Origin of the sequence: Shimia gijangensis, from assembly GCF_900142085.1 — a bacterium.
Classification (GTDB): domain Bacteria; phylum Pseudomonadota; class Alphaproteobacteria; order Rhodobacterales; family Rhodobacteraceae; genus Shimia; species Shimia gijangensis.
Genome location: NZ_FQZQ01000006.1, coordinates 1 through 19,753 on the forward strand (window position 1 = coordinate 1; position 19,753 = coordinate 19,753).

General features: G+C 53.6%; 21 protein-coding genes and 1 pseudogene. 8 read left to right on the forward strand and 14 right to left on the reverse strand.

Annotation, left to right across the window (positions count from 1 at the left end):
• Positions 1–385: 385 nt before the first annotated feature.
• Together BUC32_RS06660 and BUC32_RS06665 are read right to left on the reverse strand one after the other, a co-directional pair.
• Positions 386–2,263, reverse strand: coding sequence for an adenylate/guanylate cyclase domain-containing protein (locus BUC32_RS06660; protein ID WP_073250922.1), 1,878 nt, complete (start codon positions 2,261–2,263; stop codon positions 386–388).
• Positions 2,264–2,469: 206 nt separating this feature from the next.
• On the reverse strand, positions 2,470–2,805 hold the full coding sequence (locus BUC32_RS06665) for a DUF2846 domain-containing protein (protein WP_175556907.1): 336 nt from the start codon (positions 2,803–2,805) through the stop codon (positions 2,470–2,472).
• A gap of 493 nt (positions 2,806–3,298) precedes the next feature.
• On the opposite strand from BUC32_RS06665, the gene BUC32_RS06675 reads away from it, so the two are divergent.
• On the forward strand, positions 3,299–3,556 hold the full coding sequence (locus tag BUC32_RS06675; RefSeq protein WP_139280663.1) for a hypothetical protein: 258 nt from the start codon (positions 3,299–3,301) through the stop codon (positions 3,554–3,556).
• Between the two features lie 456 nt (positions 3,557–4,012).
• On the opposite strand, the gene BUC32_RS20380 is transcribed toward BUC32_RS06675, so the two are convergent.
• The 9 genes from BUC32_RS20380 to BUC32_RS06720 form a co-directional block, all read right to left on the reverse strand.
• A complete protein-coding gene (locus BUC32_RS20380; RefSeq protein WP_139280664.1) occupies positions 4,013–4,405 on the reverse strand; it encodes a hypothetical protein in 393 nt (130 codons plus the stop codon).
• A 217-nt stretch (positions 4,406–4,622) separates the two neighbouring features.
• Positions 4,623–4,901 (reverse strand): hypothetical protein, encoded by a 279-nt coding sequence (locus tag BUC32_RS06685; protein ID WP_139280665.1) that lies wholly within the window; start codon positions 4,899–4,901, stop codon positions 4,623–4,625.
• Positions 4,898–5,509 (reverse strand): hypothetical protein, encoded by a 612-nt coding sequence (locus BUC32_RS06690; RefSeq protein ID WP_073250934.1) that lies wholly within the window; start codon positions 5,507–5,509, stop codon positions 4,898–4,900. The genes BUC32_RS06685 and BUC32_RS06690 overlap by 4 nt, the downstream gene beginning before the upstream one ends.
• Before the next feature lie 39 nt (positions 5,510–5,548).
• The gene (locus BUC32_RS06695) at positions 5,549–5,776 is read right to left on the reverse strand and encodes a hypothetical protein (protein ID WP_073250936.1); all 228 of its coding nucleotides are present in this window, start codon (positions 5,774–5,776) and stop codon (positions 5,549–5,551) included.
• Complete coding sequence (locus BUC32_RS06700; RefSeq protein ID WP_175556908.1) at positions 5,769–6,419, reverse strand: helix-turn-helix domain-containing protein; 651 nt, start codon at positions 6,417–6,419, stop codon at positions 5,769–5,771. Before BUC32_RS06700 ends, BUC32_RS06695 begins: the two co-directional genes overlap by 8 nt.
• A complete protein-coding gene (locus BUC32_RS06705; RefSeq protein ID WP_073250940.1) occupies positions 6,419–6,661 on the reverse strand; it encodes a hypothetical protein in 243 nt (80 codons plus the stop codon). The genes BUC32_RS06700 and BUC32_RS06705 overlap by 1 nt, the downstream gene beginning before the upstream one ends.
• A gap of 211 nt (positions 6,662–6,872) precedes the next feature.
• Positions 6,873–7,067 carry a helix-turn-helix transcriptional regulator gene (locus BUC32_RS20785; protein WP_073250942.1) on the reverse strand — a complete coding sequence of 65 codons (195 nt, stop codon included), beginning with the start codon at positions 7,065–7,067 and terminating at the stop codon, positions 6,873–6,875.
• 106 nt (positions 7,068–7,173) lie between these two features.
• On the reverse strand, positions 7,174–7,581 hold the full coding sequence (locus BUC32_RS06715; RefSeq protein WP_073250944.1) for a hypothetical protein: 408 nt from the start codon (positions 7,579–7,581) through the stop codon (positions 7,174–7,176).
• The gene (locus BUC32_RS06720) at positions 7,578–8,828 is read right to left on the reverse strand and encodes a tyrosine-type recombinase/integrase (protein WP_073250946.1); all 1,251 of its coding nucleotides are present in this window, start codon (positions 8,826–8,828) and stop codon (positions 7,578–7,580) included. Before BUC32_RS06720 ends, BUC32_RS06715 begins: the two co-directional genes overlap by 4 nt.
• A gap of 279 nt (positions 8,829–9,107) precedes the next feature.
• Between BUC32_RS06720 and BUC32_RS06725 the strand changes: the two are divergent.
• A pseudogene (locus BUC32_RS06725) lies at positions 9,108–9,436 on the forward strand (TfoX/Sxy family DNA transformation protein).
• A gap of 115 nt (positions 9,437–9,551) precedes the next feature.
• Here BUC32_RS06725 and ndk read toward each other — a convergent pair.
• Positions 9,552–9,974 (reverse strand): nucleoside-diphosphate kinase, encoded by a 423-nt coding sequence (ndk, locus tag BUC32_RS06730; RefSeq protein ID WP_073250948.1) that lies wholly within the window; start codon positions 9,972–9,974, stop codon positions 9,552–9,554.
• A gap of 130 nt (positions 9,975–10,104) precedes the next feature.
• Between ndk and BUC32_RS06735 the strand changes: the two genes are divergently transcribed.
• From BUC32_RS06735 to BUC32_RS06745, 3 genes are read left to right on the forward strand one after another with little or no spacing between them, the layout of a single operon-like run.
• Complete coding sequence (locus BUC32_RS06735; protein ID WP_073250950.1) at positions 10,105–11,952, forward strand: ABC-F family ATP-binding cassette domain-containing protein; 1,848 nt, start codon at positions 10,105–10,107, stop codon at positions 11,950–11,952.
• A gap of 16 nt (positions 11,953–11,968) precedes the next feature.
• On the forward strand, positions 11,969–12,589 hold the full coding sequence (locus BUC32_RS06740) for a MarC family protein (RefSeq protein WP_073250952.1): 621 nt from the start codon (positions 11,969–11,971) through the stop codon (positions 12,587–12,589).
• Positions 12,590–12,595: 6 nt separating this feature from the next.
• Positions 12,596–13,225 carry a retropepsin-like aspartic protease family protein gene (locus BUC32_RS06745; protein ID WP_322788015.1) on the forward strand — a complete coding sequence of 210 codons (630 nt, stop codon included), beginning with the start codon at positions 12,596–12,598 and terminating at the stop codon, positions 13,223–13,225.
• Between the two features lie 64 nt (positions 13,226–13,289).
• Here BUC32_RS06745 and BUC32_RS06750 read toward each other — a convergent pair whose 3' ends face one another.
• Both BUC32_RS06750 and BUC32_RS06755 read right to left on the reverse strand, forming a co-directional pair.
• The gene (locus tag BUC32_RS06750) at positions 13,290–13,760 is read right to left on the reverse strand and encodes a DNA polymerase III subunit chi (protein WP_073250954.1); all 471 of its coding nucleotides are present in this window, start codon (positions 13,758–13,760) and stop codon (positions 13,290–13,292) included.
• Between the two features lies 1 nt (position 13,761).
• Positions 13,762–15,243, reverse strand: coding sequence for a leucyl aminopeptidase (locus BUC32_RS06755; protein WP_073250956.1), 1,482 nt, complete (start codon positions 15,241–15,243; stop codon positions 13,762–13,764).
• A gap of 124 nt (positions 15,244–15,367) precedes the next feature.
• Between BUC32_RS06755 and lptF the strand changes: the two genes are divergently transcribed.
• Genes lptF through BUC32_RS06770 form a run of 3 tightly spaced genes read left to right on the forward strand, consistent with a single transcriptional unit; the run spans position 15,368 to position 19,748 of the window.
• Entirely contained in the window at positions 15,368–16,486 is a 1,119-nt protein-coding gene (lptF, locus tag BUC32_RS06760) for an LPS export ABC transporter permease LptF (protein WP_073250958.1), read from the forward strand.
• Positions 16,483–17,580, forward strand: coding sequence for an LPS export ABC transporter permease LptG (gene lptG / locus BUC32_RS06765; protein WP_073250960.1), 1,098 nt, complete (start codon positions 16,483–16,485; stop codon positions 17,578–17,580). Before lptF ends, lptG begins: the two co-directional genes overlap by 4 nt.
• Entirely contained in the window at positions 17,577–19,748 is a 2,172-nt protein-coding gene (locus tag BUC32_RS06770; RefSeq protein ID WP_073250962.1) for an LPS-assembly protein LptD, read from the forward strand. Before lptG ends, BUC32_RS06770 begins: the two co-directional genes overlap by 4 nt.
• Positions 19,749–19,753 lie beyond the last annotated feature (5 nt).

Genomic DNA, 19,753 nt, shown 5'->3' on the forward strand with positions numbered 1-19,753 from the left:
ATGTAAGCAGAGCCTTAAACCCATCGGCCCGGCACCTTAATACTACAACCGGAATTGGGCATAAGTTGGGGGGAACTAAGGCGATTCTTTCCCCTCACCCCTCCAATTGACTGACTTAGACGCCCGGAGTTTTGGCGGTCATGCCCAAGGTTCGTGGGACCGGACTAGAATCGTAAGATGACGCTCCGAGCCAAAAGCAGGCCTTTAGACCAATCGCAGCATTTGGAACTTAGGGCGGAAAGTGTGAATTCGCCGCGAGCGCGAACCGATCAAGCCTCTCCGTTGATAGCCGACATCCACATTTGCTTGAAACCGAGATGTCCGCTGCACTGCCGCAAGGCGGCTGTGAGCCCGAAACGCTGCGAGATTAGTATGACCAACGGTGTTATGATTGTGCCCGATCTAGCAAGCCCTGATAGCGCGGGTCGTTGCGAATTGGGCCCAGATCCGGGTCTTTCTGAAACCACAGCAGTAGGTTGGTGGCAGCCTTTTCGATCCACTTGTTCAGCATTTCAAAAGCAAGATCAATTTCACCGAGCTGTGCGTAAGTGCAAGCCGCATTGTAACGCATGTGGTTGTCGTCTGGGTCGATTTCCATCGCGCGACTAAGCCACGCTTTTGCTTTTGCTTTTTCATCGATCCTGGCAAGAGCAGCGGCCCCCAGTTGAGCGGGCCTTGAGTTCTCCGGATGTAGCTTAAGAGCCTCTTGGGCACGTTTGATACCAATTTGTGTATATTGCTTTGCCGTTTCCGGCCGTTGCAATGAAAACAATGCCTCGGAAAGCCGCAGTGGTGCTTGATAGTCGTCTGGGCGAACTTCAGTTGCCCTTGTGTAGTGCACTGCTGCGTTTTCAAAATTGCCAATCGTTTCGAAAAACCGCGCGGCATAGAAAAGGGCTTCATAACTATCTGGGTCAATTGAAAGGGCTTGTTCGAAAGCAGAAATTGCCTCATTGCGCCGATCGTCGATCCACATAGCAGCCCCGCGGGCTGCGTGAGCATCCGCCAGATCTGGATCGATGGCCAACGCCTTGTCTGTGATCGAGAGTATCTCTTCAATCGTAATGTCTGCGCCATGGTGCGTTTTCAGCCATGTAGCGCAATTGGCTATCCCGGCATATGCCTTTGCATATTCAGGATCGAATTCGACCGCTTGAGAGAACAACTGTCGTGCACTCAACAAAGACGACTTGGTACGGTTCCGCAGAAACTCCGCGCCGCGAAGATAGGCGTTATAGGCCTCTGGGCTGCCTGTTTGCTCCTGTTCAATTGCCTTTCTTTCTTCTGGTAATAGAGTCACCTTGAGTTGATCGACAACCGCATGAGTAATCTCGTCTTGTACAGCAAAAATGTCCGTCAAGTCGCGATCATACCGCTCTGCCCATATCGGTTGGTCCGTGACGCCTTCTACCAATTGAACGGTGATCCGGACGCGATTGCCAGCCTTTCTGACCGACCCGTCAACCAAATAGGACACCCCTAGATTCTTGGCGGTCTCCTCCAAATTTAATGCTTTGCCCTTCAACGTGAAAACAGTGTTCCGACTGATAACTGAAAGGCCTGAGACCTTCGACAGATCGGTAATGATATCTTCTGTAATTCCGTCGCTAAAGTATTCCTGCTCAGGGTCATTACTGACATTGGCAAATGGAATGACCGCCACTGAAGGGTTGTCTGAAATAAGGGTGTCCTTTGCGTGGGTATGCAATCCCGACGACTTATCTGAAGACCTTTCGCTCAATTCTACGAAATAGACGTGAACCGGCTTCGACGCATTCTTGATGGCAATTTCACCCTGGTCGGCGAAATCGACATCTATCTTGTTTCCGATCTGACTGCGCGTAAAAGCTGAACATGCGATCCCACCCGGTTTGGCCAATCCCTCCAGCCGGGTCGCTAGTATCACGCCGTCTCCAAAAAAATCGTCGCCTTCAACGATCAGATCGCCAACATTGATGCCGATGCGGAACCTAATCTGGCGATCCTCTGGAACACCGGTATTACGCCCCGGCATACCTCGTTGAATTTCCACAGCACATTGTAAAGCTCTTGTCACACTGGAAAACTCGACCAAAAATCCGTCGCCCATAACTTTGAATAGGCGTCCACCATGTTTGGCTAGTGTCGGATCGAAAAACTCACGGCGATGATGCTTTAGAGCCGCCAATGTGCGCTCTTCGTTGGCTTCCATCAAACGCCCATACCCGACAACGTCTGCGGCAAGTATTGCCGTCAACCGACGTTCGATTGGTTCATTTTCCATGATTGCCTTCAACTTCGTTTAGTTGAAGCATACAGAGCACAGATTGAGAATGCCAAGATCATTACTACAATAAGCACAAAGCATGACGCCCAAAAGCTCAACTCAGTTTGTGAATGGTTGAAAAGTCCGCTCACCGGCCCTTCAGGTATCGCGCGGTATGAGCCCTTTTCAGAAGTTGACTGAGCTAACAAGAATTGGTCGCCACTCTAACGCGACATATCCTGACGCGCTGTAGTCTCGGATACCTGCGTGAACTGTGGACGACCTGCGTAGATCCCCATACGAACATCACCTCGCACATAATAGGTTTGGCCCGCCTGCGCTTGAATGGTAATGGCGTCCTGACTTATCGCTTGTGCCCAGAAAGTATGTTCGCCTGGATTGACCACTTTCTGTAGCACAGCACCGCTGGTGAGTTGGCCTACAGACCCGTCTGTATGCTGCACGTCGAAGCGGATTGCGCCACCGGCAAACGCTGCAGGGCGGTAGAACACCACCAACGCCTTACCTGCGGGAGCCTCGAAAGATGAACCGGTCTGCATTACGGTTCCCGCCTCTTGCCCACCCATGCATGCGGTCAAAGTAGCGAGGCTGGCGAAAGCAAAAAGAAATCGGCGTCTGAGCATTGGTCGTTTTCTCATGTTGGGTCGTCGTACTATCGATCAGCTTTCAAAGTTTGTCCAACTGGCAATGTTGTCGCTCCGCTAGAAATGCGAAGGGTGAGTGTTGGCGCCAGCTTCGTCCGCGTTGTGTGAATTCGCTTCTCAAACATGCTGCGCGGCGCATCAAAGTCCGGTTCGACGGGCCGCATCGCAGCATCGGAGGTGGCCTCGGACGGCAGGTCAGGGCCGTTCGCGACAGGCTGGATTTTGTGCTCATGCGAAATGCTGCGGGACGGCATTTGGTAAAGAGGGCTCATAGCCTCCATTCGACGCGTCTTCGAGCAGTCAAACCAGCTGAACTTTTGCTATGCGGGACAATGCGCCCGTTTGGTGTTATGTCCAACCTTGCGATTGCAAACCCGGAGACACCAAAATGAACCTCGAAAACCTTGTTAACCGAGTAACAAAAGAAATGAATACGGCCCTTTCCGATATTCCGGATGCGGAACGGAACGCCATTCTGAGTATCGTTAAGCAAGCGATGCTCGACTCCGCTACCCGCACACATCGGGACATGAAGGAAACTGCTGTTATCTGCTGCGGCCCAGAAGCTGATCTGGTCCATAAAATCCAGGAGCAAATGGACAAGAAACGTGACATGCTTATCGCAAACTTGATGGCGATGCGGTAAAGGCCGTCGGGTTTGGGCTCTTAGCGGCGATGCGGTGGCAAAGAATCTGTTCTGGTTTCATATGATGAGCTGACGTTGCCGACGGCCCTGTGCGGACATTGGTGCAACCTGCAGCATCAGTCGATCTGGGCTTCATTGCCGCCATTCGCTGCAAAAACCATCAAGGTCCGGTTTGGGCGGATTGTGTTGAAAAACTCGAAAATTTGGTTACCCCCATTTTCCGCCAATTTCCATTGCGCCCTCAAAGTCGGTGCCAATTGGCTAGAGAGGGTCATGACAGCCGTTCACATCACCAAAGCGGTGTTTTGGCCGAGCCCCTGGCCAAAAATCTCGACGCCCCTCAACCGGCAAATTTTTCACTGATTTTCTGCAAAAACAGAGTTTTTCAACACAATCGGCCGAAAACGGGAGTTGGCTGGCCAGAGCAAAGGTCTGCTAATCCGGCTGAGCAGCCCCTTAACCATATTGGCTCTCAAACTGCGCCCAAGGGTCATTTTCGTCTTCGTCCTCGGGGATCTGAACGCTGTGACGACTTGTTGGGGTGCCGCCAAGCGCCGTCAGGTGCATCCGCAATTCTCGGATATGCGCGGCTGTTACATCGCCACCGCCCTGAATGCCGGCGCGAAGCCGACAGGCCGATTCAAGCAACGCTCGATCACTCGATACCAACCAGGGCAGTTCGTCGGCAAAGGTTGCCCAAGCCATCTTCTCAGGCTCAGAGAGGTACGCAGGCGGCTCACCAAGGGCTGTCAGCCCTTCAGGCTCCTGAATGTCCCTGTAACGCTCTGGGTGCTTGCTATAGGCCCCTGTGAGCTTGGCCTTGGCTAGTGGTGTTTTGGGTCTCGGCATGTCGAACCTCGGAATTTCTGAATTGGGGATGTGTGAAGAAAGCGGGGGCGTCGGTTTCGGGCGGAATGGCCCTGAGGATTAGAGGTACCCCCCCTGGTAGGCCGGAGCCGTGACAGGAGGTGCCACGCTCCGGCTGCGGGTGTTTTATTTGACACTCCACCGCCCGCTGGGAGCGGACGCGCGTCAAAGAGCAATAAGCCGCGCAATCCTACCATCATTAAAGCCCCCGACCGGTTGTGGCATTGAGTTGCTTCCGCATACGATCCCGTACTTTAGCCGCCTTCGCTTTGCCTATGGGACGCTTGCCGTTTTCCCGCTTTTCCTTGGCGCGCGTGATGGCTCTCGCTACGAGTGCCGGGTCGGCATCACCATCAACCTTGATCTTGCCATTGGGCAGGCGGATGAATTTCACGTCTCCCTGCTTGTGCCTGCTTGGGCGAGGGGTCGCGAGTTCCTTGCGGGCGCGATTGTGTGCATTGCCTTTGAAGTTCATCATTTGATCCTCCATGCTGTGAGCAGTGCTTTCGGAATATCCCGCCGTGTCAGCGCACCATCTTCCAGCAACTCAACGACCTCTGTGCATAGGTCTTTTGATCGCTCTGCCAATTCGCGTTGTTCCTTGGAGTACGGCGGCAATCCAGTGAGGCGAACCTGCTGGGCCTCAAGGCCCATGCGGATACGCTCCAAGTTCTCAACGGCAACTATTTCTTCTTGGATTTGAGCAAGCCGAGAGGACCAGAGCTTTTTGAGATGCGTGGAGTATTCAGGGCGAGTATCAGCGCAAATCTTTTGCATCGCCGCAGTGTTGGCGGATGCAATCTGGCCCTTTAGCTCCTCGATCTTTTCCCTTACTTCGGTCCGCTGTTTGACAGCCGCTTCAAGAGCCTGGCTATCACGTGCGGATAGTCCGACGGGCTTTCTTCGACGATCCATCGGACTGCCAGGCGGAATATTGCTAGGATTTGCCCGGGACCGGATTTTTCGGATTTGCTCTGAAGCTGCCTTGTGCAAGTTCTCAGCCTCGGCAAACTCACTTTTGAGCTTCCGCAGTTCAGGCGATGCCTGCTCAGCGGCGGTTCCTTTGCTTCGAAAAATGTCAAACATTCGCTATCCTTTCTTTCGCTCCAAGATACCACACCGAAATCATTCAACGTCACGCCGTAACGCGATGAACTCGCAGAAAAAATAGCCCAATGTCTCGGCCAACAGATGCCTATTTTTCAGATCCTCAGAGCTTAGAATCCCATCTGCGTGCAGTGCCTCAAACACCCACTCTTCGACTTCAATTGTGATGGGCCGAAGGCCGCAACGTTTTCGAAGCCTGTGACGTCTCTGGCGCGCTGCGGCCAATTCGCGGTCTCGGTCATTCATCACCGATTTCCTCCGCTGTAGAATGTTGGGGTTCTTCGCCCATACCCTTGGTAGATAAGGATGTGCCCTTTAAGGGAACGGGAGAGGTTGAATATGAGGGCTGTTCGTTCCCTTTGGTGGAACAGGCTGTTCCCTTTGGGGGAACGTGGTTATTTTGTTCGTTCCCTTTTACGGAACGTGTTGTTCCCTTAGAGGGCACAGGGTTTTGTTTTCCGTTCTTGCCGGACGGGTTGTTGGTCTTCACAGCAACAACCGGAAATTCAGAACCTTCTATCCATTGCAGGAACAAATAACTTGGGCGTGTTTCAGGTGGGCAGGCTATCTCGGTCAATTCGACTTGATGGCTGCGAGCTTCTCCGGCCATGCCTAGACTGGCCGATTTCTTAACCACAACCCACCCCTTCCGTTGCAGGTCTTGCATTGCGCGCATTGCTGTTTTTGCGTTGCAACCCACCCGATCGGCGATTTGACGTAGCGAAAGCTCAATCTTGCCGTTGTTGTTCGCTTTCGGCCCTTTCCATTCCAATTTGAGCCAAGGGTAAATGGCTTGGGCAGGCAGAGAGAGCGCCCGCCAAGCGGGACGCTCCATGTGCTGCCGGGTCATCCTGGCGAAGTGCTCATTGCCCTCTTTTCTGGGAGCCATTAGTTGCCCCCCTTGCGCTTGTGCGCTTGCTTGTGGTGCTTGCGGCAGAGCCATTGCACCATGAGAGGGCGGTCATAGTCGGGGTGATGTGCCTCGGCCTTTTCATCGCTGCAAATGGCGCAAGGCTGGCGATCAATCAGGCCGCGCCGCAGTGCCGATTGCGTTGCGACGTGCGCCCAGACCTTCTTGGGGTTTCGCTGACGCCACCGCTCTTGCCGGGATATCTTCTTTGTTGCCACCATCGCTTAGCTCCCCCAGATCAGGGTGGCCAAGGCGCTTGCCTGGGCTTCTGTCAGCCCGTGAAGGCGCATCAAAAGTTTTATTTGGAGTGTCTGCATTTCTCTGACCTCAAAGTTGCCTTTGACTGCGCAGAGTGGTAGGTTTTGCATTAGAGAAGCCCGCTAAGCCTCTGAATTGCAAAGCCCCCGCCGCGCCGTCGCAGGTGGGGGTTTTTTATGCGACTTGTGCAGATTGACCGTCGAGCCACTCGAGGATTTCGGCTTCGCGCCAAAATCTGCGACGCCCGATGTAAACCGGTTTAGGGAAGCCCGATTCAGGTTCGTTGAGGCGACGCCAAATCCACATATCGGATACGTCACCACAGATTTGCCGGACTGTTTTTGCAGTAATTCGTTTGTGTGAGTTCATCGCCGTTACCTTTCGTTAAAACGGTTACGGCTTCCTAATATTCACACAATCTGCCCCGACGCCAAAGAATTGGGGTTCAGAAAACTAACTGTTTTCCCGGACTGGCTTAATCCAAGAGTCGCTCGGCAATGTTACGTAGGCGCGTTTCCTCGCGCGCTGCCCTTAATGCATCGAAGCATTTCGTTCTAGAAGTGCCGGCTTTGCCGAACTTCTGCTTCACTCGATATATGGCTTCATCAGCACTCAATCCCTCGTCATCGACAAGCTTGAGCATTTCAAACCCGACCGCCCAATCAGGACCCTTTGGTCTCCCGACGTTTTCGTGCCGCAACGCGAGGCAAAACCTGTCCTTTTTTCCAGTGGGATCAATCATATGAGAAAGCATTTTTTGGAACAGAGTAGATGCCCCCCCAGTCGATAAAACAGCCGCTATCCTTGAAGCCCTTTCCTCAAGATCCATTGGCTCTTCTAGGTTTTCAGTTAACACGACCCAATCCGGCTTTTCCTCTGTCATTTGATCACCCCCAATTGCACAACGTTTGCCGCCCCGCCCTCGGCAATGTCGGCCACAAGCCGCGACCAAGCCTCTAAGGCCCCTCTTTTTTCTTCCAGATAGTCATATTGGTTATAAACCCGCGCCATTCGGTGCTGGCCGGTCACGTGGTTGGTTACTCGGTCAATATGCTCTTGAGGTACTCGCAACCGAGCCATGCCGGTTTCCGCTGTTCTTCGTAGGTCGTGAAAGGTCCAATGCGGTATTTCCTCTTCCTCGCCCCGCTCCTCTGAAGCAAGAACCGTCATCTGATCGGCGATGTAATTTCGCGCCTTGTGAAAACCACTGACGGGCGTCTCCCCGTTTGTGGTGAACACATAGCCAGGCTTGCCTTCAATCATCTCAACGCTTGCCAGAACGCGTAGAGCGCCCTCAGACAATGGCACGTCATGCGATAGGCCATTCTTGGTGCGCCCAGAGTCGAGATGCCACAGGTCGCCCTTGACTTCGCCCTCTGTCATCTGGGCAACTTCATTGAGCCTTTGAGACGTAAGCAACAGCATCTTACCGAATTTGCCCCAAGGCTCTCTGACGGCTTCACATGCAGCCCAGAACCACCGAATTTCATCGTCGTTTAAGACACGCTTTCGGTGTTGCTCCTTTAGGGGAGCTTTTACGCCCGTGGTAGGGGCGTATTCGATAACGTCGCGCTCAACGCACCAGTTGAAGAATTTGCGGGTATGGGCAAGCACTCTGTTTGCCGTAGTTTCGCGCCCGCTGTCGCAAATCTCATCTAGCAAATCGACAACATCGCGCTTGGTTATCTCGTGCACGTCAAGCTCACCCCAAGCCAGAACAACAAACCTGTCCAGGAACTGCTTGGCGCTCGCCCTACTCTTCAATGTGGAAAGGTGCCTTTTGTCGTACTGCTCAATGAGGGTCTTTATCTTATCTCGCTCAGAAATCTGTGCTTCGAGTTGAGCAGCCTTGGTTGCCCTCTTAATGGCGCTTGGGTCCTTCCCATAGTCAATCTGTTCTATCGCATCGGAGGCAGCAGAGCGCGCGTCAGCCACGCCCATAATGGGCCACTTGCCCAGAGTTAGCTTCTTTGGTTTCCCTGCAAAACGATAACGCAGCGCCCATGATTTTGAACCACTTGGCTGAATTACAAGGTAAAGGCCGGAAAGGGCTGGATCGGCTATTTCCTGCCTCCTTTTCGGATCTGGTTTTTGGTTTTCGACTGATTTTGTGGTCAGAGCGCGAGCCATGTCGAATGGTCCTCAGAAAAATCAAATGGTCGTCAGGGGTAACACAGGGGTAACACTTTTGACTGTTTTGCACCGTTACCCCAAGTTAGCAACTTACTCTAACGGAAGCAAGTACCTTACTATTTTTAAACGTATATTTTTTGTGGATAGCTTTACATAGTTAGGGACTGAAAGGTTGTAAATTTTGACTGTTAATCAATTGGTCGTAGGTTCGATCCCTACCGCCGGAGCCATAAAAAGCTTCTAACCTCAACGGGTTGGAGGCTTTTTTGGTTTTAGATGGCAGACATCTCGTCGATCAGAAATCTGGACCCGGCCTATCAGGATGCCTGTCACCGTGCGGGCATCTCTTGTGCGCAAGACTTGCACAGTCTCGGCGCAGACAAAGCCTATGCACGTTTGTTGGAAACCGGCACCAAACCGCACTTTATTGGGTACTATGTATTGGTTATCGCCCTTCAGGGTCGTCCCTGGAACGATTGCAAAGGCAAAGAAAACAAGCTTTAAGAAAACGGTTTGATGCCATCAAGGCCAAGTCGTTTGACGCCGGGTCGTCAGAACTTGAAACTGTATTGAACCAGATCGACGTAATAGAGAAACCGAAATAAAAAACGCCCAAGGTGAACCCCGGGCGTTCCAATCTTCATCTTGTCACAAATACTCTGGGGGTGCGGGGGCAAGGCCCCCGCCCTGTCGGATTACCATTCGGCAATCCGAAACCCTTTAGCCAACAAGCTCGAGGCCCGAGAAGAAGTAAGCGATTTCAACCGCTGCAGTTTCCGGAGCGTCCGATCCGTGAACCGAGTTTTCGCCCACTGATTCCGCAAATTCTGCGCGGATCGTACCGGGAGCGGCGTCGCTTGGGTTGGTGGCGCCCATGACTTCGCGGTTTTTTGCGATGGCGCCTTCGCCTTCCAGAACCTGCGCAACGATTGGCTCAGACGCCATGAATTCGCACAGTTCGTCATAGAATGGGCGTTCTGCGTGCACCGAATAGAAGACACCAGCCTGAGCTTTGGTCAGGTGAATACGCTTTTGCGCAACAACGCGAAGACCAGCTTCTTCGAATTTTGCGTTGATCGCACCGGTCAGGTTGCGGCGTGTGGCGTCGGGTTTGATGATTGAGAACGTGCGTTCCAGAGCCATGGTCTTATCTCCTGTAATGGGGAATAGGCACCCTGCCCGCCCCTGTTCGAATTTGCGCTCCGATAGCATGAGGAAAGCAACTTGAAAAGCGGTGATTGACGCCGCGCCTTGCTTGGGTCAAACGGTGCTCATGCTCAAGATATCAGACATTAGCTATTCCGTCGAAGGCCGCCCTCTGTTTGAAGGCGCTTCCGCTACCATTCCTCCGGGCCACAAAGTGGGCCTGATCGGGCGCAATGGGGCTGGCAAAACCACGTTGTTTCGACTGATCCGGGGCGAATTGGCCTTGGAAGGTGGGGCGATCTCTCTGCCTCAGCGCGCGCGCATTGGCGGTGTCGCTCAGGAAGTGCCGGGCAATGAAGTTTCGCTGATCGACACGGTTCTGGCCGCAGACACTGAGCGGGCTTCTTTGATGGCCGAAGCTGAAACTGCGAGCGACTCGCATCGTATTGCTGAAATTCAGACGCGACTGGCGGATATAGATGCCTGGAGCGCCGAAGCGCGGGCGGGATCAATCCTCAAAGGTCTGGGCTTTGATCACGCGGAACAACAAATGCCCTGCTCTGCCTTTTCCGGCGGTTGGCGGATGCGGGTGGCTTTGGCGGCTGTGTTGTTTGCACAGCCTGACTATCTGCTTTTGGACGAACCAACCAACTATCTGGATCTCGAAGGCGCACTTTGGCTCGAGAACTATCTGGTCAAATACCCTCATACAGTGCTGATCATCAGCCACGACCGCGAGCTTTTGAACCGCTCAGTCGGCGCGATCCTGCATTTGGACGAACGTAAACTCACCTATTACACCGGGCCTTATGACCAATTCGCCCGCCAACGCGCAGAACAACGTGCAGTTCAGGCCGCCGCCGCCAAGAAACAACAGGCCCACCGCGAGCACCTGCAAGCCTTTGTGGATCGCTTCAAGGCCAAGGCCAGCAAAGCCAAACAGGCGCAGTCACGCGTCAAAATGCTGGAGAAAATGACGCCAATCACAGCGCCCGAAGATGCGGCGCGTGTGGTGTTCACCTTTCCAAAACCTGAAGAACTGTCTCCGCCCATCATTTCTATCGAAGGTGGCTCGACCGGCTATGGCGACACGGTGGTCTTGAAAAATCTCGATCTGCGGATTGATCAGGACGATCGCATCGCGCTTTTAGGTAAGAACGGTCAGGGAAAATCAACACTCGCCAAACTTCTCTCTGGTAGATTGGGCTCAATGGGGGGCAAATTCACTACTTCCAGCAAATTGCGGATCGGGTTCTTTGCCCAGCATCAGGTCGATGAGCTTTATGTGGACGAGACCCCTATCCAACACCTGCTGCGCGAGCGCCCTGCCGAAGGTCAGGCCCGTTTGCGAGCGCGTCTTGCTGGATTTGGCCTTGGGGCAGCGCAGGCTGAAACTGAGGTCGGGCGACTGTCCGGGGGGCAAAAAGCACGCTTGTCGCTGCTGTTGGCCACCATTGATGCACCGCATTTGTTGATCCTCGATGAGCCGACCAACCACCTCGATATCGAAAGCCGCGAGGCATTGGTCGAGGCGCTGACGGCTTACTCCGGGGCCGTTATTCTGGTCAGCCACGATATGCACCTTTTGACTTTGGTCGCAGACCGCTTGTGGCTGGTCAACAATGGCACCGTTAAGCCTTATGAAGAAGACCTTCCTACCTATCGCAAGCTGCTGCTCACGGCAGACAAACCTGCGGGCAAGCCCAAAGTGAAACCCGCCGCCAAACGCGCATCACGCGACGATGTGCTTGTGTTGAAGGCTGAAGTGCGCAAATGCGAGCAACGGGTCGAAAAGCTCAATGATATGAGCGACAAGCTGGCCAAGAAACTGGCGGATCCTAAGATTTATCAGGATGGCAAGCTGGGCGAGATGGAAGTCTGGCAACGTAAATACGCCGAAGTACGGGATGCCCAGGATCGCGCCGAAGAGCTGTGGCTTCGCGCCTTGGAAAAGCTTGAAAAAGCCGAGGCCTAAGAGATAGGCTGGCCCGATGGACACCTCTGCCCTCATCACTGCCTTTGTCACCTTGTTCGTGATCATTGACCCTATTGGGCTGACGCCGATGTTTGTGGCGCTGACCCAAGGCGAAGATGCGGCAACACGGCGGTCTATTGCTCTTCGGTCCTGTCTCACGGCCTTTGGTATTCTGGCGCTGTTTGCCTTTTTTGGCGAAGCGGTGTTGGGATTTGTTGGCATCTCAATGCCGGCATTTCGCATTGCAGGTGGCGTTTTGTTGTTTCTGACTGCTTTGGACATGCTGTTTGAACGTCGCACCAAACGGCGCGAAGACCGGGTAGAGGAAGACGAGAATCCTGACCCCAGCGTGTTTCCATTGGCGATACCCTTAATTGCAGGGCCCGGATCGATTGCCACGGTGATTCTGCTAGGCGGTCAGATGGCCGAAGGTCTTACCGGCTCAGTCTTGGTGCTGGGTGTGGCCATCGCGGTTCTGGTTGTTGTTTTGGGCCTGTTCCTGGCGGCTGGTCTTCTGGAAAAATTGCTTGGCAAAACCGGCGTTAACGTTGCAACCCGCCTGTTGGGTATGCTGTTGGCTGCTCTCTCGGTTCAGTTCATCCTTGAAGGACTGCGCAATTTTGGCTTTGCCAGCTGACCCCTTTTGTCTGTCCGTTTGGACACCTATATCGATCTAAATGATGAGGATGTGATGGCAGGCGACGACGTAGGAAATCTGGTGTATTTGATAATCCTCGGCTGTGCCGTTTTGTTTTGGTTCGTCACCAATCACCGGCAAAGCTTTGGTAAAAGCATTCAGCAAGGATTGGCGTGGTTTCTAATTTTTGTTGGTGTGATCGCAGCCTACGGAATGTGGGGGGATATCCGCAGCACAGTGGTCCCAACGGCGACAGTCCATTCTGAGACAGGCACCATCGAAGTCCCGCGCAACCCGGACGGTCATTATCGTCTGACGGTTGAAGTAAACGGTGCTCCGATTGTGTTTGTTGTCGACACAGGCGCCAGTGATATCGTTCTGAGCAAGTCAGATGCAACCAAGGCCGGGCTGGACCTTGAGACATTGGCCTATATTGGCCGCGCCCAAACCGCCAATGGACAAGTTCGCACAGCCCCGGTCATATTGGATGAATTGCGGCTTGGCGCGTATGTAGACACTCGGGTCGGCGCCAGCGTCAACGGAGGCGATTTGGATCAATCGTTACTTGGGATGAGCTATTTGCAGCGCTACCGCGAGATTACAATTTCCGCTGGAAAGCTGCTTTTGGTGCGATAAGTTTGATCTGCTGGCAAGCTAGACACTTTGGTGGACGCACTTCAAGAAAGATAAAGAACGACACTTAATCCACTATTTTTTCAGCTTTCTTTTCCCATCTTCCAGTTTCTTCGGACCAGTATTCTGCCGGGCAGCCCGCATCGGTCAGAGTCTTCCATTGGGTCCGTGCATGAGCCAACGCGGCTGCGTCATGACCGTCAAACAAGATCACGCCACGTTCGGCTTTTTGCACTTCATCACGGGTGATCTCAGCGCCGTCGATGCTGACAAGATACACCGCATTGTTGGTATTGTCTGGGGCTGTTGTCAGCAAAATGGGTTGGTCTGAATCGTGAGGCCCTCCGGCCAAACCGTGTGGCAAGAACCCTTCATCGCCCCCAGTCTGCCATAGCTTTTGATCCAGCCAATCCATACGCTCTGCATCGCGTCCCCGTACAAGAACCTGCCAGCCCTGTTCCAGCGCCTTGCCCACAAGTGTGGTCAACGTCACCTCAACCGGATGACGCGTAAGGTGATAAAACAGGGCTTTGCCCATCTCAGCTGTCCACTTCGAACTGATCCGACACAAGCCGGTTCAATGCCATAACGCCCCAACCGGTGGCGCCTTTGGGGGCATATTGCGTTTCTGCCTTCACGCTGGCCACACCTGCGATATCAAGGTGAATCCAAGGGGTACCTTCAGCAATGAAACGATGCAGAAACTCCGCTGCCGTGACGGATCCCGCCGGACGGCCTCCGGTATTTTTCAGGTCAGCAATCCGAGATTTCAGCAGATCTGCATAGCACTGCCCCAAAGGCATCCGCCAAGCGCCCTCGTTCTCGGTGTCTGCAGCGCGAAGGAATTGATTGCAAAGCGCGTCATCGTTGGAAAACACGCCGGCTTTGTCGTGGCCAAGGCCAATAATGATCGCACCAGTCAATGTGGCAAGATCAATTACCGCTGCCGGCTTAAAGCGGTCTTGTGTATAATGCAGCACATCGCACAGCACCAACCGGCCTTCGGCGTCTGTATTGATGACCTCAATGGTGTCACCTTTCATGGATGTCACAACATCCCCCGGACGGGTGGCATTGCCCGATGGCATGTTTTCAACCAGCCCAACCAGCCCCACGACATTGGCCGGGGCCTTGCGCAGCGCCAGAGCGCGCATCGCACCTGCAACGACACCCGCGCCGCCCATGTCCATGGTCATATCTTCCATGCCGCCTGCGGGTTTCAGCGATATACCGCCGGTGTCAAACACTACGCCTTTGCCTACCAACGCCAACGGCGCCGCGTCTTTGGCACCACCGTTCCACTGCATGACCACCACGCTTGAGGGGCTGACAGATCCCTGCCCCACGCTCAGCAAGGCCCCCATGCCCAGCTCGGTGAGTTTCTTTTCGTCCAGAACCTCAACCTCAAGGCCGATGGATTTCATGTCACTCAGACGTTTGGCAAATTCTGTTGTGGTCAGCACATTGGCGGGTTCGTTTGTCAGATCGCGGGTAAAGAACACGCCTTCGGCCACGGCCAGCAAAGGCGCAGCTTCGGTGGACAATTCATCCGGTTTTGTAGCCATCACCCGCACTGTTCTATCATCCTTGTCCGGATCAGCACTTTTGTGGTCATCAAAACCATAATCCCGCAGGGCAAGGCCCATGATGATCTCGGCCGCGCGCCTCTGGCTGCCCACACATAGTGTCATGCCATCTTTGCCCCGCAATTTGGCCAGTGCAGCCCCAGCCTTGCGCGCATCGGTCTGGTTGGCGTTTCGGGCCAGAAACAAAACGACAACGGCCTCGGCTGCCATACCCGTTGGATAAGCAAGCGTCACAGTCTTGCCCGGCTTGGCGTCTGCCGCCTTGGCATCGATCAGCCTAGCCAGCGCGCCCTTCGTCAAACGGTTCACCCGACGTGTGGCCGGATCCATTTTGCCTTCGGGTGGAACAATCACGGCAATACGGCCCTTGGTCTCGGCCAAAATGTCCAGATTGGTCTCAAGAAATTCGTACGATACGGGTTTCACCACGGTCATTCACTCCTGTTGCTGGCCAATTGGTACCTCGGGCTTCTCCTGTTGACCAGATATCAGTTTCCGTAGCGCACCAATTCCTCTAAGGTCGCGCCAACAAGAAGCGCAATCGGGGGATTCGAGCGCCGTGAGCAGATTCGACAGATACATGCTGTCGCAATTGCTGATCCTGTTCAGCTTTTTCGCACTTGTGCTGGTTTCAGTCTATTGGGTGAACCGCGCAGTGGTATTGTTCGACCAGTTGATCGCAAACGGGCAGTCGGCCTGGGTGTTTTTGGAGTTTTCCACACTCAGCCTGCCAAATGTGATCCGTTTGGTTATTCCAATGTCGGCGTTTGCCGCGTCGGTCTATGTGACGAACCGCCTGAGCAGCGAAAGCGAACTGACTGTGATGCAGGCGACTGGATTCAGCCCTTGGCGGCTGGCGCGTCCTGTATTGCTGTTTGGGGTCATCGTGACTTTGATGATGAGTGTTTTGATGCATGTTTTGGTGCCAGTCAGCACCGAACAGCTGACCTCGCGCCAAAAAGAAGTCACCGAAAACATCACCGCGCGGTTGTTGACCGAAGGCACTTTCTTGCACCCGACAACTGGCGTGACCTTTTACATTCGCGAGATCACACCAGCGGGCGTGTTGAAGGATGTATTCCTGTCAGATCGGCGAAACAAAGCTGAGGTGTCGACCTATTCCGCAAGTGAATCTTATCTGGTGAACACCGACACCGGACCCAAACTGGTCATGGTTGATGGGTTATCTCAGGTCATGCTGACTAGCGAAAACCGGTTGTTCACCACAAATTTCTCGGACTTTACCTATGACATCAGCGGCTTAATCGGAAAGTCCGAGACAAAGAAACGACGTATTGAATACATTCCCACCGCAGAGCTTTTGCGTGATGCCGCTGAGATCAGTCAGGAAACCGGCGCCTCAATGGGCGCTGTTATGGAGGAGGCTCATGGGCGTTTCAATCGTCCAATGATGGTCATTTCCGCTGCTCTTGTAGGGTTTGCCACACTCCTTTTGGGTGGCTATAGCCGGTTCGGCGTCTGGCGCCAGATCGTCATTGCTTTTGTCGTTTTGGTTTTGGTGGAAATGAGCCGCTCAGCCACGATTGATCCGGTCTTAGAGGATGCCTCAAAGTGGCCGTTGATCTATGCCCCAACGGTTTTGGGGCTGTGTCTGAGTGCTGCGCTGTTGTGGCTGGCTGCGCATCCGTTGCATATTAGGCGAAGGATCGCGTCATGATCATTCACCTTTATTTCGCACGTAAATTTCTGTTTATATTTATGGGCTTACAAGCCGTCTTTCTTGCGCTACTTGCCTTGGTCGACATGATGGAGCAGTTCCGCCGCTTTAACGTGGATGAAATCGGCTTTTCCAACATTTTGCAGCTGACGCTTTTGAAGGCTCCTGAGGGGTTGTATCAGATTTTGCCCTTGGTGGTCATTCTGTCGACGATCACCCTGTTTCTTGGATTGGCACGTTCCAGCGAGTTGGTTGTAGTGCGCGGCTCTGGTCGGTCCGCTTTGATGTCCCTGGTGTCTCCGGTTTGCGTGGCCTTGGTGATTGGTCTTTTGGCGGTATCTACCTTTAACCCAATTGTGGCGGCCACAACGGAACGGTATCACGCCTTAACGGAAAAATTCCGGTCTGGCGGTAAAAGCGCTTTGTCGCTTAGCGCCGAAGGGTTGTGGCTACGGCAAGGGGGGGCAACGGGACAGGCTGTGATCCACGCTGTAAGCGCTAACCCAGATGCCACGGTGTTTTTTGATGTCAGCATTACGACTTATGAACGTGGCGGAGGTCCCGTGCGTCGGGTTGAAGCCCAGTCAGCGAAACTGCTTGATGGTGCCTGGGAACTCAGAGAGGCGACTGAATGGTCGTTGATCGCGGGCACAAATCCCGAAGAAACAGCACAGCATCATGATGTGCTAAAACTTGACAGCACGTTAACCCACGACCGCATCCGCGACAGTTTCGGAAAGCCGTCTGTTGTGTCTGTCTGGGATCTGCCTCAGTTCATCCGCGAACTTGAGGAAGCCGGGTTTTCCGCAAGACGCCACAAGGTCTGGTTAATGATGGAGTTGGCGCAGCCGCTATTTCTATGTGCCATGGTGCTGATCGCCTCGGCGTTTACGATGCGCCATACGCGTTTTGGGCGCACTGGAATAGCAGTTCTCGGGGCCGTGTTGATGGGCTTTGCGCTGTATTATGTGCGAAACTTTGCCCAAATTCTGGGGGAAAACGGAGAAATTCCCGCCGCTCTTGCGGCTTGGGCGCCTCCGATCGCCAGTGTCATGTTGGCCTTGGGTCTTTTGTTGCATATGGAGGACGGATGACCGCTGCTTTTCGCCTTTTTGTATTTGTCGCGGCCACCTTGTTTTTTGCGTTGCCTGCCACGTCGCAACAGACCGCACCTGAAGGTGATATGGTCTTGGTTGCGGACCGTGTTTATGTGACTCCGGATAATATTCTGATCGCAGAAGGTCAGGTGGAGGCGCTTCAGGGCGACGTTCGGCTTCGGGCTAAAAAAATCGAATATGATGGCAGTTCTGACATCATAAAAGTGACGGGCCCCATCCATTTTCAGCAAAGCGATTACGTTCGCATCGTCGCAAGTTACGCTGAATTGGACAAAGATTTCCGCACTGCAGTTTTGAAAAGTGCGCGTCTGGTGATGAACGAGCACGTTCAGATGGCATCCGTTGAACTGCACAGGGTCGAAGGACGTTACAACGTTCTTCACAAAACTTCGGTGAGTTCTTGTCAGGTGTGTGACAACGGAAAACCACCCCTTTGGCAAATTCGGGCACGCCGCGTGGTGCATGATCAGGAAGAACGCCAGGTCTATTTTGATCACGCGCAGTTGCGGGTTTTGGATGTCCCGGTGTTCTATTTTCCGCAACTTCGCATGCCGGACCCGACGCTCAAACGGGCGAACGGCTTTCTGATCCCGGAACTACGTCAGAACAGCCAGTTGGGATTTGGGATAAAGATTCCATATTTTCTGACACTTGGGGATCACAAGGACCTTTTGCTGACGCCCTATTTGTCTGAGCATTCGACAACTCTGGAGTTCCGGTACCGGCAGGCCTTCCGCAATGGGCGGATGCAATGGGAAGGTGCGGTTTCTGACGATTCATTCTATCCCAGTCAACCAAGGTATTACCTTTTTGCCGACGGTGCATTCGACCTGAAACGCGACTACAAGCTAACCTTCAATGTGCAAACCGTTTCCGATCGAGCCTATTTGCAGGACTACAATTATTCTGATGAAGATCGTCTGACCAGTGACATTGCGCTTAGGCGCTCACGGCGCGACGAAAACACCCGGATAGCGCTTTATCACTATAAATCTCTAAGGGCTTCAGACGACAATGATACGCTTCCTAGCTGGGTCGGGATTGCGGAAACCGAACGGCGGTATTTCCCCAAAATCATTGGTGGCGAAGCCAGGATGACACTTCAGTTGCGGGGCCAGTATCGGACGTCGGATCTTGATACAGATGGCGGTGATATTGACACCGATACTGACGGGCGGGACGCTGTTGGCGCAACGGCAGCCATGTGGTGGCGGCGGAACTGGACGCTGAACAACGGATTGCGGACGGGCATCACTGGTGAGCTTGCCGCAGACACGTATTATACGGATCAGGATGCGGTTTACCAAGGTACAGAGTCGCAAATCACACCAACTGTAGCGGCCCATTTTCGGTATCCAATGTCCAAGCTTGGGGCAGACGGCAGCACATATGTGATCGAGCCGTTGGCTCAGATCAGCTATAGTGGCGGGGACACTCTGAATATTGCCAACGACGAAAGTTCCCGCGTTGAGTTTGACGAAGGCAACTTGCTCGCCTTATCACGATTCCCTTCTACTGACCGACGCGAACGCGGGGCGGTTGGGGCTGTGGGTATGAACTGGGCGCGCTATGATCCAAATGGGTGGCAGGCGCATTTGTCTTTTGGGCAAGTCTACCATCAAAGCCCGCATCCGGATTTTTCTTTGACGTCGGGACTGTCCGGTACAACGTCCGATTTTCTTATGGCTGGCCAGATAACCACGCAAAATGGTTTGCAGCTTATGGCCCGCGGCCTTTGGGACGGAACCACTGGCTTTAACAAAGCATCGGCGCGCGCTGGCTGGACAAATAAAAAGCTTTGGTTGGATGCCAGCTATATCTGGTTGCGTGCTGACGCTCAGGAAGATCGCACTCAAAACCTGTCAGAATGGGTTTTGGATACCCGCTATAGAATGAGCCGTCATTGGACTGCTTCGGCTGACTGGCGGTTTGATGCCGCTGCCGGAGAATCCGCCGAAGCCGGGATCGGGTTTGAGTACCGCAATGAATGCGTGAAAATTGGCCTTTCGGTCTCGCGCAACTTCGTCAACTCAGCTACGGTAAGGCCAAGCACGGATATCGGGCTGACCGTGGCGCTTCTTGGGTTTAGTGTGAATGCCAAGGACAAAAGTTATAACCGCACGTGCAGTGCTAACGCAGGATAAAGCCG